The sequence below is a fragment of the Variovorax sp. J22G73 genome, from assembly GCF_030317035.1.
Classification (GTDB): Bacteria; Pseudomonadota; Gammaproteobacteria; order Burkholderiales; family Burkholderiaceae_C; genus Variovorax.
Genome location: NZ_JASZYK010000005.1, coordinates 164,890 through 178,924, shown reverse-complemented (window position 1 = coordinate 178,924; position 14,035 = coordinate 164,890). Strand labels below are relative to the sequence as shown.

Annotated in this window: 15 protein-coding genes; 10 read left to right on the top strand and 5 right to left on the bottom strand. The window is 66.8% G+C overall.

What is annotated here, in order from left to right:
* Positions 1–121 precede the first annotated feature (121 nt).
* From QTI51_RS20320 to QTI51_RS20310, 3 genes are read right to left on the bottom strand one after another with little or no spacing between them, the layout of a single operon-like run.
* Positions 122–793, bottom strand: coding sequence for a DUF6134 family protein (locus QTI51_RS20320; protein ID WP_286515361.1), 672 nt, complete (start codon positions 791–793; stop codon positions 122–124).
* Complete coding sequence (locus QTI51_RS20315; RefSeq protein ID WP_286515360.1) at positions 790–1,581, bottom strand: DUF1295 domain-containing protein; 792 nt, start codon at positions 1,579–1,581, stop codon at positions 790–792. Before QTI51_RS20315 ends, QTI51_RS20320 begins: the two co-directional genes overlap by 4 nt.
* Entirely contained in the window at positions 1,578–2,624 is a 1,047-nt protein-coding gene (locus tag QTI51_RS20310) for an SAM-dependent methyltransferase (protein ID WP_286515359.1), read from the bottom strand. The genes QTI51_RS20315 and QTI51_RS20310 overlap by 4 nt, the downstream gene beginning before the upstream one ends.
* A 225-nt stretch (positions 2,625–2,849) precedes the next feature.
* On the opposite strand from QTI51_RS20310, the gene QTI51_RS20305 reads away from it, so the two are divergent.
* The 3 genes from QTI51_RS20305 (at position 2,850) to QTI51_RS20295 (ending at position 5,240) form a co-directional block, all read left to right on the top strand.
* Positions 2,850–4,394: a cryptochrome/photolyase family protein gene (locus QTI51_RS20305; RefSeq protein ID WP_286515357.1), complete on the top strand. Its 1,545-nt coding sequence runs from the start codon at positions 2,850–2,852 to the stop codon at positions 4,392–4,394.
* A gap of 10 nt (positions 4,395–4,404) precedes the next feature.
* On the top strand, positions 4,405–4,686 hold the full coding sequence (locus QTI51_RS20300; protein WP_286515356.1) for a DUF3253 domain-containing protein: 282 nt from the start codon (positions 4,405–4,407) through the stop codon (positions 4,684–4,686).
* A gap of 284 nt (positions 4,687–4,970) precedes the next feature.
* On the top strand, positions 4,971–5,240 hold the full coding sequence (locus tag QTI51_RS20295) for a hypothetical protein (protein ID WP_286515354.1): 270 nt from the start codon (positions 4,971–4,973) through the stop codon (positions 5,238–5,240).
* Positions 5,241–5,322: 82 nt separating this feature from the next.
* Here the strand turns inward: QTI51_RS20295 and QTI51_RS20290 are convergent, their stop codons facing one another.
* Positions 5,323–6,234, bottom strand: coding sequence for a LysR family transcriptional regulator (locus QTI51_RS20290; protein ID WP_286515352.1), 912 nt, complete (start codon positions 6,232–6,234; stop codon positions 5,323–5,325).
* A 127-nt stretch (positions 6,235–6,361) separates the two neighbouring features.
* Here QTI51_RS20290 and msuE point away from each other — a divergent pair, with 127 nt between their 5' ends.
* The 6 genes from msuE to QTI51_RS20260 all read left to right on the top strand — a co-directional run bounded on the left by msuE (position 6,362) and on the right by QTI51_RS20260 (position 12,380).
* Positions 6,362–6,967, top strand: coding sequence for an FMN reductase (gene msuE / locus QTI51_RS20285; RefSeq protein WP_286515351.1), 606 nt, complete (start codon positions 6,362–6,364; stop codon positions 6,965–6,967).
* Between the two features lie 47 nt (positions 6,968–7,014).
* A complete protein-coding gene (locus QTI51_RS20280) occupies positions 7,015–8,013 on the top strand; it encodes a DUF1852 domain-containing protein (RefSeq protein WP_286515350.1) in 999 nt (332 codons plus the stop codon).
* A gap of 93 nt (positions 8,014–8,106) precedes the next feature.
* A complete protein-coding gene (locus tag QTI51_RS20275; protein ID WP_286515349.1) occupies positions 8,107–9,144 on the top strand; it encodes a methionine synthase in 1,038 nt (345 codons plus the stop codon).
* 158 nt (positions 9,145–9,302) lie between these two features.
* On the top strand, positions 9,303–9,989 hold the full coding sequence (locus QTI51_RS20270) for a response regulator (RefSeq protein ID WP_286515347.1): 687 nt from the start codon (positions 9,303–9,305) through the stop codon (positions 9,987–9,989).
* 53 nt (positions 9,990–10,042) lie between these two features.
* On the top strand, positions 10,043–11,911 hold the full coding sequence (locus tag QTI51_RS20265) for a sensor histidine kinase (protein ID WP_286515346.1): 1,869 nt from the start codon (positions 10,043–10,045) through the stop codon (positions 11,909–11,911).
* Between the two features lie 145 nt (positions 11,912–12,056).
* A complete protein-coding gene (locus tag QTI51_RS20260) occupies positions 12,057–12,380 on the top strand; it encodes a hypothetical protein (protein ID WP_286515344.1) in 324 nt (107 codons plus the stop codon).
* Here the strand turns inward: QTI51_RS20260 and QTI51_RS20255 are convergent.
* Entirely contained in the window at positions 12,370–12,672 is a 303-nt protein-coding gene (locus QTI51_RS20255) for a hypothetical protein (protein ID WP_165840396.1), read from the bottom strand. The two genes, QTI51_RS20260 and QTI51_RS20255, sit on opposite strands and share 11 nt — an antisense overlap.
* Positions 12,673–13,020: 348 nt before the next feature.
* On the opposite strand from QTI51_RS20255, the gene QTI51_RS20250 reads away from it, so the two are divergent.
* Positions 13,021–14,028 carry a LysR family transcriptional regulator gene (locus QTI51_RS20250; RefSeq protein WP_286515343.1) on the top strand — a complete coding sequence of 336 codons (1,008 nt, stop codon included), beginning with the start codon at positions 13,021–13,023 and terminating at the stop codon, positions 14,026–14,028.
* Positions 14,029–14,035: the final 7 nt, after the last annotated feature.

Below are 14,035 nucleotides of genomic sequence, written 5' to 3'. Positions count from 1 at the left end.
GCTTATAGGCAGAACAGCTGAATGCAGCCTGTCTCCAACGGCAGGCGCAGCGCTTTACATGGCCGGAACCATGAAATATTTCACAAAGCAATAACTATGCAAAACAAATGCAAGCCGTTGGCTACTTGAGCCGATAACTGAGCTTTCGGTTCCCGCCCACCGTCGAGTCCAGCCCCAGCCATTCGCCCTGCGCGGAATACCAGACGTCGATGGGCTGGGCGTCGGTGGCAATGCGCCAGCGCGTGGCGGCCACCGGCTGGCCGCGCACCTCGACGGTGCCGCTGCCCGCGCGGCTGACCTGCACCGCCTCGAACTTGCCGCTCTGCGCGTTGAGCAGCTTGTCTTGCGTGCGGATGGCGGGGTTCCAGTACGCGAAGCTCATCACGCAGCCTTCGAGCGACTGCGTGCCCTTGGGCGTGGTGACGGCCAATGCGTTGTCGCCGGCGGCCTCGGCGTTCACCTTCTCGGGCGTGCCGTCGTCGTCGGTCTTGGAGCTCAGGCGCTTCAGGCAGTCGCCGCGCCAGGTCTCGGTGGCGTTGTGCTGGTAGCGGTAAACCGTCACGCCCAGCAGCTTGACCGCGAAGCGCGCCTCGCTCGTGAGCTTGCGCTCGTCGCCCGCGGTGGCCAGCGCGAAGCGGTGCTCGCCGATGGGCGAATCGTCGAGCAGCACCCGGAAATTCCATTCGCCGCCGGCCGGTCCGGCGGCCGAGGCGGTGGCCGCGCCGTTCGAGAGCGCGGCCAGCGCCGCCAATGCCAGCGCCGATGCCAGCCGCCGGTGCTTGTTCGTTCTCATGACGTCTTGCGGTTGCTGCGCACCGGTCCTGGCAGAAAGGCGTTGGTGCGCGCGATGTAGTCCCGGTACGCCGGGCGCCGCTCGCCGATGTCGCCTTCGAGCATGTGCACGCCCGACACCTTCAGCAGCAGCCAGGTCATGAGCAGCGGCGACACCACGCTCCACGCCCCACCCCACCCCGCGCCGCCGACGGCGACGAGCCACAGCCCCCACCACACGCAGCATTCGCCGAAGTAGTTGGGGTGCCGCGTGTAGCGCCACAGGCCGCGGTCCATCACCCGGCCCTTGCTCGACGGATCGGCCTTGAAGCGCGCCATTTGCGCGTCGCCCACCGCCTCGAAGAAGGTGCCGAACAGTGCCAGCGCGATGCCCAGCGCGTCGAGCACGCCCAGCGGCCGCAGGGCCGCCATGCCCGGCAGGAACGGCGCCGACACCACCCAGGCCAGCACCGCCTGCAGCGCGAACACCAGGTACAGGCTCTTAAACCCGAAATTCGGCTGGTTGCGCGCGCGAATCGCCTGGTAGCGCCGGTCTTCGCCGTGGCCCCAGTTGCGCCAGGTGATGTACAGGCACAGCCGCACCGCCCAGGCCGCGCCGATCACCGCCATGCACAGGCCGCGCACCGTCTGCACCGGCAAGAGCGCGAAATAGACGATGCCCGCGCCCACGATGCACACCGGCCACATGCGGTCGATGAGGCTCGCATCGTTCCTCACCAGGCTGGCCACCCAGGTCAGCAGCGCCAGCGACGCGGTCAGGGCCAGGCCTGCAAGTGCGACCCCCGTCATGCCGCGCGGCGCTCGAACAGGTAGTGGCTCACCCACCAGCGCTGGCCCTGGTCGAACCCGAACAGCTCCGCCACCGACATGAAGAACAGCCGCCAGCGCGTCCACCAGATGTTGGCCTCCGCCCCGTAGGTGGCTTGGAACAGCGGGCGCAGCGTGTCGCGGCGCTCGTCCATGTTGCGCAGCCAGGCCTCGGCCGTGCGCTGGTAGTGGCTGCCTTCCCAGCGCCAGCGGCGCAGCAGCCGCAGGTCGTCCTGGCAGTGCAGGGCCAAGTCGTCGCTGGGCATCATGCCGCCGGAGAAGAAGTACTTGCTCATCCAGTCGCTGGGGTCGCGCACCTCGAAGGGGTACGGCGCCTCCTTGTGCGCGAACACGTGCATGAAGAACCTGCCGCCCGGCTTCAGCCAGCGCGCCACGTTGGCGAAGGCCTGCGGCCAGTTGCGCAGGTGCTCGAACATCTCGACCGACACCACGCGGTCGAAGCGCTCGTCGGTGTCGAACACGTTGATGTCGCGCGTCAGCACGCGCACGTTGCGCAGGCCCCGCAGCGCCGCCTGCGCCTCGATGTATTCGCGCTGCGAATTGGAGTTGGACAGCGCCGTGATCCGGCTGCGGGGGTAGTGCGCGGCCATCCACAGCGTGAGCGAGCCCCAGCCGCAGCCCAGCTCCATCACGTCCTGCCCGTCGAGCAGACCGGCGCGCTCGCAGGTCGCGGCCAGCGCGGCGGACTCGGCCTCTTCCAGCGTCTTGGTGCCTTCGGGCCAGTAGCAGCTGCTGTATTTGCGGTGGTTGCCCAGCACTTCGCCGAAGAAGGCGGCCGGCACCTCGTAATGCTGCTCGTTGGCCTTCTCGGGGAGCGGCGCCAGGTTGGCCTTGCCCATGCGGGCGACGAAATCCTGCGTCAGGTCGGCCACGGCCAGCGCGTTGCCGGCCTGCAGCTCGTGGAGGCGGTCTTTCAGCAGGCGTCGGATGCCGCTGCGCACGACCGTGTCGGGCACCAGGCCTTTCTCGACCCAGCGAATGGCAAAAGAAATGTCTTGCGGCATGTCGGTTTTCCTCGTTGGGGCACGTCGATGCGCGTGCCACAGGCACCTGTACGCGGCGGGATGGGTTTTGGATGAGCCCGGGCCATTGTGGACGCCCGGCCCCGGTTGCGGAATGCCCCGTTCCGGCCGAATTCAGGGGTTTGTCAGGGCTTTGGCGCCCGCTTCGCGCCCCCGGCGGCGCTCTGCGCCTATGCTGACGTCCCGCAATTTCACTCATGCCCGCTCATGCGCAATCTGGTGGTGGTGCTGGGCGACCAGCTGAGCCTTGCCAGCGTCGCCTTCGAAGGCTTCGACGCCGCGCAAGACTGCGTGTGGATGGCCGAGGTGCCGCAGGAATCCACGCACGTGCCCAGCACCAAGATGCGCACGGCCCTGTTCCTCTCGGCGATGCGCCACTTTGCCGAGGCGCTCACCGCGCGCGGCATGCCCCTGGACTACCTGAAGCTGGGCACCCACGGCTTCGACTCGCTCGCGGACGCCCTGACCGACGCACTGCAGCGCCATCGCCCCCGAGCGGTCGTGATGGTCGAGGCCGGCGATTGGCGCCTGGAGCAGGCCATCGCCCAAGCCTGCCAGGCATGCACCGCCGCCGGCGTGCGGCTCGCCGTGCGGGACGACCTGCACTTCATGGCCTCCCGCGCCGAATTCGCCGAGCACGCGCAGGGCAAGCGCCGCCTGGTCATGGAGGCTTTCTACCGGCAGATGCGCGTGAAGCACCGCGTGCTGCTGGACGACGGCGGCCAGCCCGAAGGCGGGCAGTGGAACTTCGACCACGACAACCGCGGCGCCTTCGGCCGCGAGGGGCCGGGCATGCTGCCTGCGCCGCCCTCGTTCCCGCCCGACGCCCTCACGCGCGAGGTGCTGGCCGACGTGGAGGCGCACTTCGGCGAGCACTACGGCAGCGCCGCCGCGTTCGACTGGCCGGTGACGCGCGAGCAGGCGCTGGTCGCGCTGAACGACTTCGTCGCCTTCCGGCTGCAGGACTTCGGCCGCTTCCAGGACGCCATGTGGACCGACGAGCCCTTCCTGTACCACGGGCTGCTGTCGTCGTCGCTGAACCTCAAGCTGCTCGACCCGCGCGAGGTGATCGACGCGGCCGTGGCGCAGTGGCGCGCCGGCGCCGTGCCGATCGAATCGGTGGAAGGCTTTGTGCGGCAGATTGTCGGGTGGCGCGAGTTCATGCGCGGCGTGTACTGGTGGCGCATGCCGAAGCTGCTCGAAGCCAACGCACTGAAGCACCACGAGAAGCTGCCCGACTGGTACTGGACCGGCCAGGTCGGCATGAACTGCATGCGCCAGGCCATCGGCCAGACCTTGCGAACGGGCTACGCGCACCACATCCAGCGGCTGATGGTCACCGGCAACTTCGCGCTCACCTTCGGCGTTGCGCCGGCGCAGGTGCATGCGTGGTACCTGTCGGTGTATGTCGACGCGGTGGAATGGGTCGAGCTGCCGAACACCGTGGGCATGTCGCTGTACGCGGACGGCGCTCGCTTCGTGACCAAGCCTTATGCCGCGGGCGGCGCCTACATACGGCGCATGAGCAACTACTGCGACGGCTGCCGGTACAAGCCCGGCACGCGCAGCGGCGAAGGCGCTTGCCCGATGACGGTGATGTACTGGGACTTCGTGGCGCGGCACGAAGCCATGCTGGAGAACAACCCGCGCACGGTGATGATGACGCGGAACCTGCGGCGGTTCGGCGCGGACGAACTGGCGGCGATCAAGGGCACCGCGGCTGCGATGCGCGAGCGGCCGGAATTGCTCTAGGGGGCTGTCGATGAGCGCTGACGTGCCTGTGCCTGTGCCCGTGACGGATGAAGAAATCGAGCGGATGGTTTTTGGCTTGCTGGGCCAGCGGGACGCGGACTCTTCCGTTTGCCCCTCGGTGGTTGCGCGCGCGCTGGCCGGTGATGAGCACGCCTGGCGCAAGCTGATGCCCGAAGTGCGCCGCGTGGCCGCGGCGTTGGCGGCCAAGGGCGCGTTGCGGGTGACGCGGGGTGCGGAAGAAGTCGACGCGACTTCTCGAGGTGGGCCGGTTCGTCTGCGTCGGGCGAAGTAGCGTGTGGTTCACGGCGCTCTTTTGCGGATCAGGCACCGAGTTGCCGGATGGATGGACCGCCACATCGTTCCAAAGTTACTCACCTGAGCGCAGATAGATCGGTGGCGCGAACCACTGTCTCACTCAAGCCGGAATTCGTTCGTTTCCGTCTGGTCCGCTTGGAAAGTAAACAGCTAAAGTGCGGCACCCCGAGCCGAGACCGGCGTCAGCTGATGGCCAGGCGATAACCAAGGGCAGCAACCCGCCATGAGCGGACCCCGTGACAACGTGAAGGACGACGACGAATGGCGGCGAAGCAAGCCTTCTTGATGGCATTTGGCTGTGCAGTGGCCGTGCTCGCACTGCTTGCAGTGCTGGCGATCGTTGGGTCGCTGTTGGTCGCCGCGATTCTTCCAAGGGGACATCCGTTGGGAGACCAATTGAGAACGTTTGCCTCCCAGGTCCCGAGCCTGGCTGCTCATGGCGCCATGTGGGTCCGAATGCTCATTGTTGTAGGCGGGATAGGTCTGCTGGTGGTATCGGTTCTGCTGACCGATCCGGCTTTTCACTTCTAGGGAGGCGTTCTTGCGGGCGAGTGCGGGCGAGTGCGGGCGTGTTGGCAAGCAGGCACAGCCCAGTTCCCCGCAAGCGCGGCGTTCACCCCTTGGCGCCTTGCGCTATCGCGGCGGCAGGTTCGCGCGCCAGTTCGATGAAAGCCCGCACGTAGTCGATGGCGGTGTCCGTTTCGCGCGCCCCAAGAAAGATCTGCTTCGCGATGCCGCGCATGCCCAGCCGCACAGGCACCACGTCCATCCTGGCCGCGTACTCTTCGACCAGCCAGCGCGGCAGGGCCGCCACGCCGCGTCCGCTGGCCACCATCTGCAACATGATGTCGGTGGTCTCGATGGCTTTGTGGCGCTTGGGCGTGACACCGGCCGGCAACAGGAACTGGTTGTAGATGTCCAGGCGCTCGACGTCCACGGGGTAGCTGATGAGCACTTCCTGGGTCAGCTGCTGCGGCTTCACGTACGCCGCCGCAGCCAGCGGATGGCCCTTGGCCACCACCAGCACCTGCTCGTAGTCGAACACCGGCTCGAACTTCAGGCCCGGCTTGTAGAGCGGATCGGGCGTGACCAGCAGGTCGATCTCGTAGCCGAAGAGCGCGCCGATGCCGCCGAACTGAAATTTCTGCTTCACGTCCACATCCACGTCGGGCCACGCGGCCAGGTAGGGTGAAACCACCTTGAGCAGCCACTGGTAGCACGGGTGGCATTCCATGCCGATGCGCAGCGCGCCGCGCTCGCCCTGCGCGAACTGGCCCAGGCGCTCTTCGGCCAGGTCCAGCTGCGGCAGCACGCGGTTCGCCACCGCCAGCAGGTACTGGCCGGCCTGCGCCAGGCGCAGGCTTCGGCCTTCGCGCAGCCAGATGTCGGTGCCCAGCTGCAGCTCCAGCTTCTTCATGCTGTGGCTCAGGGCCGACTGGGTCAGGTTCAGCACGCCCGCGGCGGCCGTCAGCGACCCTTGCTTCTCGACCTGCTGGACGATGCTGAGGTGGATGCGCTCAAGCATTCGAATGAATTCCGCTCATGGATTAGTGAAATAAGACCATTTTACTTCATCGACCCCCATCCATACCATCCGTCTCCATTGGTCGTTTGCCTTCCCGGGAGCGACCCTGGAACAGATGAAAGAAAAAATGACACGTCCCCTCCGTCTCGTCGCAGTTTCCGGCGGGCTGCAACGCCCTTCCAGGTCAGCAGCCCTGGCTGAACACCTGATGGACCTGATCGCCGACGAAGTGCCGTGCGAACAGCGCCTGGTCGAACTGGGCCAGCTCGCGCCGCGGCTTGCCGATGCGGTCTGGCGCAGCCAACTGCCCGACGCGGTGGAACGCGAACTTGCGGCGGTCGAGCAAGCCGACGTCTTGGTGGTGGCAACGCCGGTTTTCCGCGGCTCCTACACGGGGCTGTTCAAGCACTTCTTCGACTTCATCCATCAGGACGCCCTGATCGACAAGCCCGTGCTGCTGGCTGCCACCGGTGGCAGCGAGCGCCATGCCCTGGTCATCGACCACCAGCTGCGGCCGCTGTTCAGCTTCTTCCAGGCACGCACGTTGCCGCTGGGCGTCTACGCGACCGACACGGATTTCGTCGACCACCGCCTGCAGAACCAGGCCCTTACCGCGCGGGCCCGACTGGCGGTGCAACGGGCACTGCCGTTGATCGAACTGGCGCGCCACGCCAGGCCCGCCTTGGCCGCGGAAGTGGTCGAGAAAGCGGTCAAGGACGTGGTCGAGGCCTGAAACAACAACCGCCTTCTCTCTTAAAAAAATCAGGTCACCAGATCGCAATGAACAAAGAACTCAGCTTCAACCTCAAGAGCATTCTTTTCGATGAGAACTACCAACCATCGGACAGCACGCGCATCACCACCAACTTCGCGAACCTGGCCCGGGGACAGAGCCGGCAACAGAACCTGCGCAACACGTTGAAGATGATCGACAACCGCTTCAATGACCTGGCGTATTGGGACAACCCGGCGGGAGACCGCTATGCCGTCGAGCTCGAAATCATCTCCGTCGAGATGAGCATCGATGCCGAGAACAGCAATGCGAAAACCAGCAACACCGCGTTCCCGCTGATCGAGATACTGAAAACCTGCATCCTCGACAAGAAGACGAACAAGCGCATCGACGGCATTGCGGGGAACAATTTCTCGTCTTACGTGCGCGACTACGACTTCAGCGTGCTGCTCCCGGAATACAACGCCCATCGCGCGGAATTCAGCACCCCGGACGACTTCGGCGACCTGCATGGAAAGCTCTTCCAGCAATTCGCCAATTCGAGCGTCTACAAGGAGCGTTTCGGCAAGCCGCCGGTCATCTGCATCAGCGCCTCGACCAGCAAGACCTATCAGCGAACCGGAAACCGGCACCCGGTCCTGGGTGTCGAGTACCAGCAGAACGAACTGTCCTCGACCGACCAGTACTTCGCGAAGATGGGCATGCAGGTGCGGTTCTTCATGCCTCCGAACGGCGTTGCGCCATTGGCCTTCTACTTTCGCGGCGACCTGCTGGGCGACTACACCAACCTGGAGTTGATCGGCACCATCAGCACGATGGAAACCTTTCAGCGCATTTACCGCCCCGAGATCTACAACGCCAATTCAGCGGCGGGAAACCTCTATCGACCGAACCTGAAGAATCAGGACTACTCGCTGACGCAGATCGTCTATGACCGGGAAGAGCGCGGCCAGCTGGCCGTGAAGCAAGGCAAGTTCGCGGAGGAGCACTTCATCAAGCCCTACAAGAACGTTCTTGAACGGTGGGTTGCCGATTTCGCGATCTGAGCTTTCCTCCGAATACTTCTCTGCAACGGCGCGTCAGGCAGTGGCTGATCGCCATACCGATTTTTTTATCTTCGATTGAACAGGAAACTCCAGATGTTTGAAACCTCCATTGCCGGCAGCCTGCCGAAGCCCGCCTGGCTGGCTGAAACCAACAAGCTCTGGCCTCAGTGGATGGCCGAAGGCGATGCCCTTCGCCAGGCCAAGGCCGACGCGACCCTGCTGTGGATCAAGGCCCAGGAAGACGCGGGCCTGGACATCGTGTGCGACGGCGAACAGTCGCGCCAGCACTTCGTGCACGGCTTTCTCGAGCAGGTCGAGGGCATCGACTTCGAGCACAAGGTGAAGATGGGCATCCGCGACAACCGCTACGACGCGATGGTGCCGCAGGTGGTGTCGGCCTTGCGCCTGAAAGGCCGCGTGCATGCCTTCGAAGCACAGCTGGCGCGCGCGCACACGAAGAAGAAGCTGAAGTTCACCCTGCCCGGCCCCATGACCATCGTCGACACCGTGGCGGACCGCTTCTACGGCAGCGATGCCGAAGGCAGGGTGAAGATGGCCTTCGCCTTCGCCGAGCTGCTCAACCAGGAAGCGCTGGCGCTCCAGGCCGATGGCGTGGACATCATCCAGTTCGACGAGCCCGCCTTCAATGTCTACATGAAGGATGCCGCCGACTGGGGCGTGCGCGCGCTGGAGCGCGCGGCGCAGGGCTTGACCTGCACGACAGCGGTGCACATCTGCTACGGCTACGGCATCAAGGCCAACACCGACTGGAAGAGCACCCTGGGCGACGAATGGCGCCAGTACGAGGCGGTGTTCCCCGCGCTTGCCCGCAGCAGCATCGACCAGGTGAGCCTGGAATGCATCCACTCCCATGTGCCGCCCGACCTCATGAAGCTGCTGGCCGGCAAGGACGTCATGGTCGGCGTGATCGACGTGGCCAGCGACGTGATCGAGACGCCCGAGGAAGTGGCCGACACCATCGGCCGGGCGCTGGAGTTCGTGCCGAAGGAGCGGCTTTTCCCCTGCACGAATTGCGGCCTGGCGCCGATGGCGCGCGACGTGGCGTGGCGCAAGCTGAAGGCGCTGGCGGAAGGCACGAAGCTGGCGAAGGAGCGGCTCGCTGCGGCTTGACGCCCACGCGGTCGCCGCGCCCGGTCAATCGCCTCGCAAGGCGATGGCCGCATGCCTACCGCCCCCCGGCGTGCTTGGCGATAGCGCTTTAGCGGCATGTCCTTTGGCACAGGCGCAAGGGAAAATTCCTGTCAGAGTAGGTCTCACAAGGAGCTGCGATGACCACCCGTGTCCTGATCGTCGAGGACGAGCCCGAGTTCTTGCGGCGGTTTTCGGACGCGGTGCTGCGCGACCCTGCGCTGCAGCTCGTGGCCGCGGTTTCCACCGGCATGGACGGCAAGGCAATGCTCGACCTGCACGCGCCCAACGTGCTGCTGGTCGACCTGGGGCTGCCCGACATCGGCGGCGTCGAGGTGATCCGCCACGCCGCCGCGCACCAGCCGGACTGCGACGTGCTGGTGGTCACCATGTTCGGCGACGACGCCCATGTGGTCGAGTCGATCGAGGCGGGTGCCACCGGCTACCTGCTGAAAGACGCATCGCCCGAGCGCGTGGCCACCAGCATCCACGAGATCCGGGCCGGCGGCGCGCCCATCAGCCCGGGCATTGCCCGGCGCATCCTCACCCGGTTCAGGCTCACGGTACGGCTCGAGCCGGCGCCGGCCGCACCGCTGCAGCAAGCGCCCCCAGAGCCGCTGCCGGACGCGCGGGCATCCCCGCTGACGCCGCGTGAAACCGAACTGCTGCGCCTGACCGCCAAGGGGCTGACATTCGATTCGATTGGCGAGCTGCTCGAAATTTCGCCGCACACCGTGGTCTCTCACGTCAAGAAAATCTACCGCAAGCTGGCCGTGCACTCGCGCAGCGAGGCGGTCTACGAAGCCAGCCAGCTGGGCCTGCTGTGAAGTCTGAAGGGGCCGCCAGCGCATGGGCGAACACGCGGTTTGGCCGCCCCTGGATGCTGCAGCTCGCCATGCTGCTGGTCGCGGCCCTGCTCATGGCACCCGGGCCGCCGGCACTGGCGCTCGACCTGGCACGCATGCAGGCCCTGGCCTCCAGCGAGGCGAGCCCGCCCGCACCCGACAGCGCCTGGACCGAAGTCGCGCTGCCCGGACCCGTGGCCCCTGCGCCCGGCCTTTCGCGCGGCGGCGCCGTCTGGTATCGCGCCACCTTTGAGGCGCCCGCGCTCGGCGAGCGCGACGGCAGCTGGGCGGTGTACCTGCCCTACCTCTACGAAGGCGGCCAGGTCTGGCTCAACGGCACGCAGGTCGGCGAGGTCGAGGAAGACAGCAGCACCGTGCATGTGCGCTGGGAGCGGCCCCACCTGATCTCGCTGCCGCGCCAGGTGCTCCGCGCGGGCGACAACGTGCTCGCGATTCGCGCGGCCGCCGCGACCGCCTCCGGGTCGCAGCGCTTTCCGGTCGTTTCGGTGGCGCCGCGTGCCGAACTGCTGCCGGTGCACGACCGGCGGCTCTTCTGGGTGCGCACGCTGCCCGAGATCACGGTGGTGGTCTGCCTGCTGATGGCGGTCATCGTGCTGTGCATCTGGTGGCGCCGGCGCAGCGAGGTGCTGTACGGGCTCTTCGGGCTTGCGTCAGCGCTGTGGGGCGTGCGCACCCTGACCTTCGTGATCGAACGCATGCCGTCGCACTACTGGCACCTGTGGCGCACCGTGTACCTCGGCGCCACGGGCGGCTTCGTGGTGGTGCTGGCGCTGTTCTCGATGCGGCTCGCCGGCATCGAGCGCCCCTGGCTGCGCCGCGTGCTGCTCGGCTACTGGTTGCTCGGGCCGGTCTGGCTGCTGCTGGCCGGGCCGCGGGGCGAGCCGCTGGTCAACCGGTGGTGGAGCGCGGGGTTGATTCCCATCGGGCTGGCGATTCTCGCGGTGTCTATCCGCACGGTGGCCAGGCAGCGCACGCTGGCCGCCGCGCTGATGCCGATGGCGCTGATGATCGCCGTGCTCGCGGGTGTGCACGACTACCTGATCGCCTGGGACGACGGCGCACTCGCCCAACTGCTGCCGCACTGGGTCGGCAAGCGCATCTTCCTGCTGCACCACGCGGCCAACCTGCTGCTGCTTTGCATGGGCGGGCTGCTGACCGCCCGCTTCATCCACACGATGGACTCGCTCGAGGAGCTCAACCGCACGCTCGAAAGCCGCGTGGCCGACCGCGAAAGGCACCTGGCCGAGAGCTTCGCGCGCGTGGCGCAACTGCAGCGCCAGCATGCCGTGTCGCAGGAGCGCCAATCGATCATGCGGGAGATCCACGATGGGCTCGGCTCGCGCCTGTTCACCTCGCTGTCGCGGGTCGAGCGCGGCGACATGAGCGAGCGGCAGATTGCCGACGTGCTGCGCGACTGCATCGCCGACATGCGCATCGCGCTCGATGCGCTGGCGCCCGATGCGGGCGACTTCCGCACCGCGCTGGGCAACTTCCTGTTTCGGTGGCAGGCGCAGCTGGAAGAGGCGCGCGTCCAGCCTTCGTGGACCATCGATGTGCCCGACAGCGCCGCGGAGCTGTCCGCGCAGGCGTCCCTGCAGCTCTTGCGCATCGCGCAGGAGGCGCTGACCAACGTGCTGAAGCACGCGCGCGCTCATCGCGTGCGCGTGCAGCTGCGCCAACATGGCGAGCTGCTCGAACTCGAGATCGTCGACGACGGCGAGCCGGCCCGTACCGCGACCGATCCCGCGCCCGATGCCGGCGGTCGCGGCATCGCCAACATGCATGCCCGCGCGCGGCAGCTCGGGGCTTCGCTCGAGGTGGTCCACGGCGCGACGGGCACCCGCGTGCTGCTGCGGGTGCCGTACGCAGCCCATCGGGCATGAAAACCAAGGTGGGCAACGCCGCGCCTACGGCATAGGTCGTAGGGCGTTCGGCGTAGCGCCGACACGGCATTCCCGGCACGCCACGCCTTGCCTAGAGTCGGCGCACGCGTTCAGCAGGCGCGCAACACTCCAGGGACCGCAGTCGATGCAATTTCACGCTTTCGCCACCGCCGACGGGCAATTGCTGGCCTTGATCGGCTGGCTCTACCTGTTGACCAACGCGGCCCGCGTGCTGACCTACATTCCGCAGATCGTGGTGGTCTGGCGCTGCACCGACGGCGCCGTCTCGGTCTCGCTGCTGACCTGGGGTTCGTGGGTGCTGTCGAACGTGACGGCGACGATCTACGCGGTGCTGGTGGTGCGCGATGCGTTCTTCGTGGCGATTTCCCTGGTCAACCTGCTCGGCTGCGCAGCGGTGGCGGTGATTGCCGCGCGCCGCCGGGCGCAGTGGCGCGCCGTCAGGCGATGAGCGGTTCGCGCTGCCCCACAGCTGCTCGCAGCGACTGCACCGCCGCATCGGCCGTTTCAATGCGCCGGTGCAGTTCGTCGTTGACCAACCCGAACAGCGCGCTGAGTTCGCTGCGGCTCGGGCTGAGGTCTTCGCTGTCGTTCACGCGTTGCGGGTCGATGAGTTTTTCGAGGCACGCGTAGGCGCGCTGCACCACGTGCAGGCTGTCGACGTCGTCGCAGGCCTGCAGTGCGAGCGCCTCGGCGCGGGCGGTTGCCGAAGAAGATTCGGGGGTCGGGGGAACATGAGCCATGAATGGCCTCCGAGGGTTTCGGTTTGCTGAAACCGTCGCACCCGAGTCCAAACGGAGGCGGCGGCTCGACGAGTTGGACTACCGGGAAACCACTTGCGTGAAACCGGCCGAGCTTGCGCCCGCCCATCGAGCCGCCAAAACTGGAGGCACGAACGACGAAGCCGCAGACCTTGCGGGTGACTGCGGCTTGCGTCGCAGTGATTTCAACGGGAGTCCAATCCCGGTCGCGCCTTTTTTTGACACGACGGCGGCAGTATAGCCACGCACCCCCGCCGCTTCGCGCGCCGAAAACCACCCATTCCCCGACTAAAGACCCCAGCGCCGGAAGCTGGAACAATCCGCCCACTTATGGACGGCCTCGACCTCATCAAAACCTTCCGCGAAGTCGCGTTCCGGCGCAGCTTCTCCCGCGCGGCGATCTCGCTGGGCATGTCGAAAGCCACGGTCAGCCGCTACGTGGCCGAGCTTGAAACGCGCAGCGGCGTGCGCCTGCTGAACCGCTCCACCCGCTCCCTGAGCCTCACCGACGCCGGCCAGGTGCTGCTGGAGCGCAGCACCGAGCTGGTGGCCATGGCCGAAAGCACGCTGAACGACCTGCAGGCCCACGGCTCGCACCCGCAAGGCCGCCTGCGCATGAGCGCGCCGCACGGGCTCATCGCGGGCTGGCTGTCGGACGTGATCGCCGAGTTCATCAAGCGCTACCCCGAGGTGTACGTGAGCCTGGTGTTCACCAACGACAACCTCGACCTGATCGAGGAAGGCATCGACATCCACCTGACGGGCGGGCGCATCGACGACATGAACCTCATCGTGCGCCGGCTGGTGCAGTTCGACATGGTGGTATGCGCGTCGCCCGCGTACTGGGCGCAGCGCGGCATGCCGCAGGTGCCCGAGGACATGGGCAAGCACGAGGTGCTGAGCTACTCGTCGATGCCCACCACGCACCTGCCCTTCGAGACGGACGGCAAGCCGCACGACGTGGCGGTGCACAGCCGCATGGAGGCCAACGACGCGGTGGCGCTCATCGAGCTGGCGCTGCGCGGCGTGGGCGTGGCCTATGTGCCGGAGCCGCTGGCGCAGTCGCACCTGGAGCGCGGCGCGCTGGTGCCGGTGCTGCGCGACCACATGCCGCACGAACACTGGCTGTACGCGGCTTACTCGCAGCGCCGCCACAACAGCGCGGCCATGCGCGCGATGCTCGACTTTCTGGAGCAGTCGATGGGGCCCGACGGCGACAACCCGGTGCTGCCGCCGCTGCCGGCATCCACGCGCGTGCAGCCGCCTGCGTGCGCGCTTTCAAAAGTGCAAGACGTCGCGAAGGCCACTGCGGCGGCGGCACGAACGGGCACACGCTGAGGCACGC

What these genes read in the sequence shown, in the direction of transcription:
- QTI51_RS20320 (WP_286515361.1), bottom strand. Translation starts at nt 793, where the DNA reads ATGAGAACGAACAAGCACCGGCGGCTGGCATCGGCGCTGGCATTGGCG.
- QTI51_RS20315 (WP_286515360.1), bottom strand. Translation starts at nt 1,581, where the DNA reads ATGACGGGGGTCGCACTTGCAGGCCTGGCCCTGACCGCGTCGCTGGCG.
- QTI51_RS20310 (WP_286515359.1), bottom strand. Translation starts at nt 2,624, where the DNA reads ATGCCGCAAGACATTTCTTTTGCCATTCGCTGGGTCGAGAAAGGCCTG.
- QTI51_RS20305 (WP_286515357.1), top strand. Translation starts at nt 2,850, where the DNA reads ATGCGCAATCTGGTGGTGGTGCTGGGCGACCAGCTGAGCCTTGCCAGC.
- QTI51_RS20300 (WP_286515356.1), top strand. Translation starts at nt 4,405, where the DNA reads ATGAGCGCTGACGTGCCTGTGCCTGTGCCCGTGACGGATGAAGAAATC.
- QTI51_RS20295 (WP_286515354.1), top strand. Translation starts at nt 4,971, where the DNA reads ATGGCGGCGAAGCAAGCCTTCTTGATGGCATTTGGCTGTGCAGTGGCC.
- QTI51_RS20290 (WP_286515352.1), bottom strand. Translation starts at nt 6,234, where the DNA reads ATGCTTGAGCGCATCCACCTCAGCATCGTCCAGCAGGTCGAGAAGCAA.
- msuE (WP_286515351.1), top strand. Translation starts at nt 6,362, where the DNA reads ATGACACGTCCCCTCCGTCTCGTCGCAGTTTCCGGCGGGCTGCAACGC.
- QTI51_RS20280 (WP_286515350.1), top strand. Translation starts at nt 7,015, where the DNA reads ATGAACAAAGAACTCAGCTTCAACCTCAAGAGCATTCTTTTCGATGAG.
- QTI51_RS20275 (WP_286515349.1), top strand. Translation starts at nt 8,107, where the DNA reads ATGTTTGAAACCTCCATTGCCGGCAGCCTGCCGAAGCCCGCCTGGCTG.
- QTI51_RS20270 (WP_286515347.1), top strand. Translation starts at nt 9,303, where the DNA reads ATGACCACCCGTGTCCTGATCGTCGAGGACGAGCCCGAGTTCTTGCGG.
- QTI51_RS20265 (WP_286515346.1), top strand. Translation starts at nt 10,043, where the DNA reads ATGCTGCAGCTCGCCATGCTGCTGGTCGCGGCCCTGCTCATGGCACCC.
- QTI51_RS20260 (WP_286515344.1), top strand. Translation starts at nt 12,057, where the DNA reads ATGCAATTTCACGCTTTCGCCACCGCCGACGGGCAATTGCTGGCCTTG.
- QTI51_RS20255 (WP_165840396.1), bottom strand. Translation starts at nt 12,672, where the DNA reads ATGGCTCATGTTCCCCCGACCCCCGAATCTTCTTCGGCAACCGCCCGC.
- QTI51_RS20250 (WP_286515343.1), top strand. Translation starts at nt 13,021, where the DNA reads ATGGACGGCCTCGACCTCATCAAAACCTTCCGCGAAGTCGCGTTCCGG.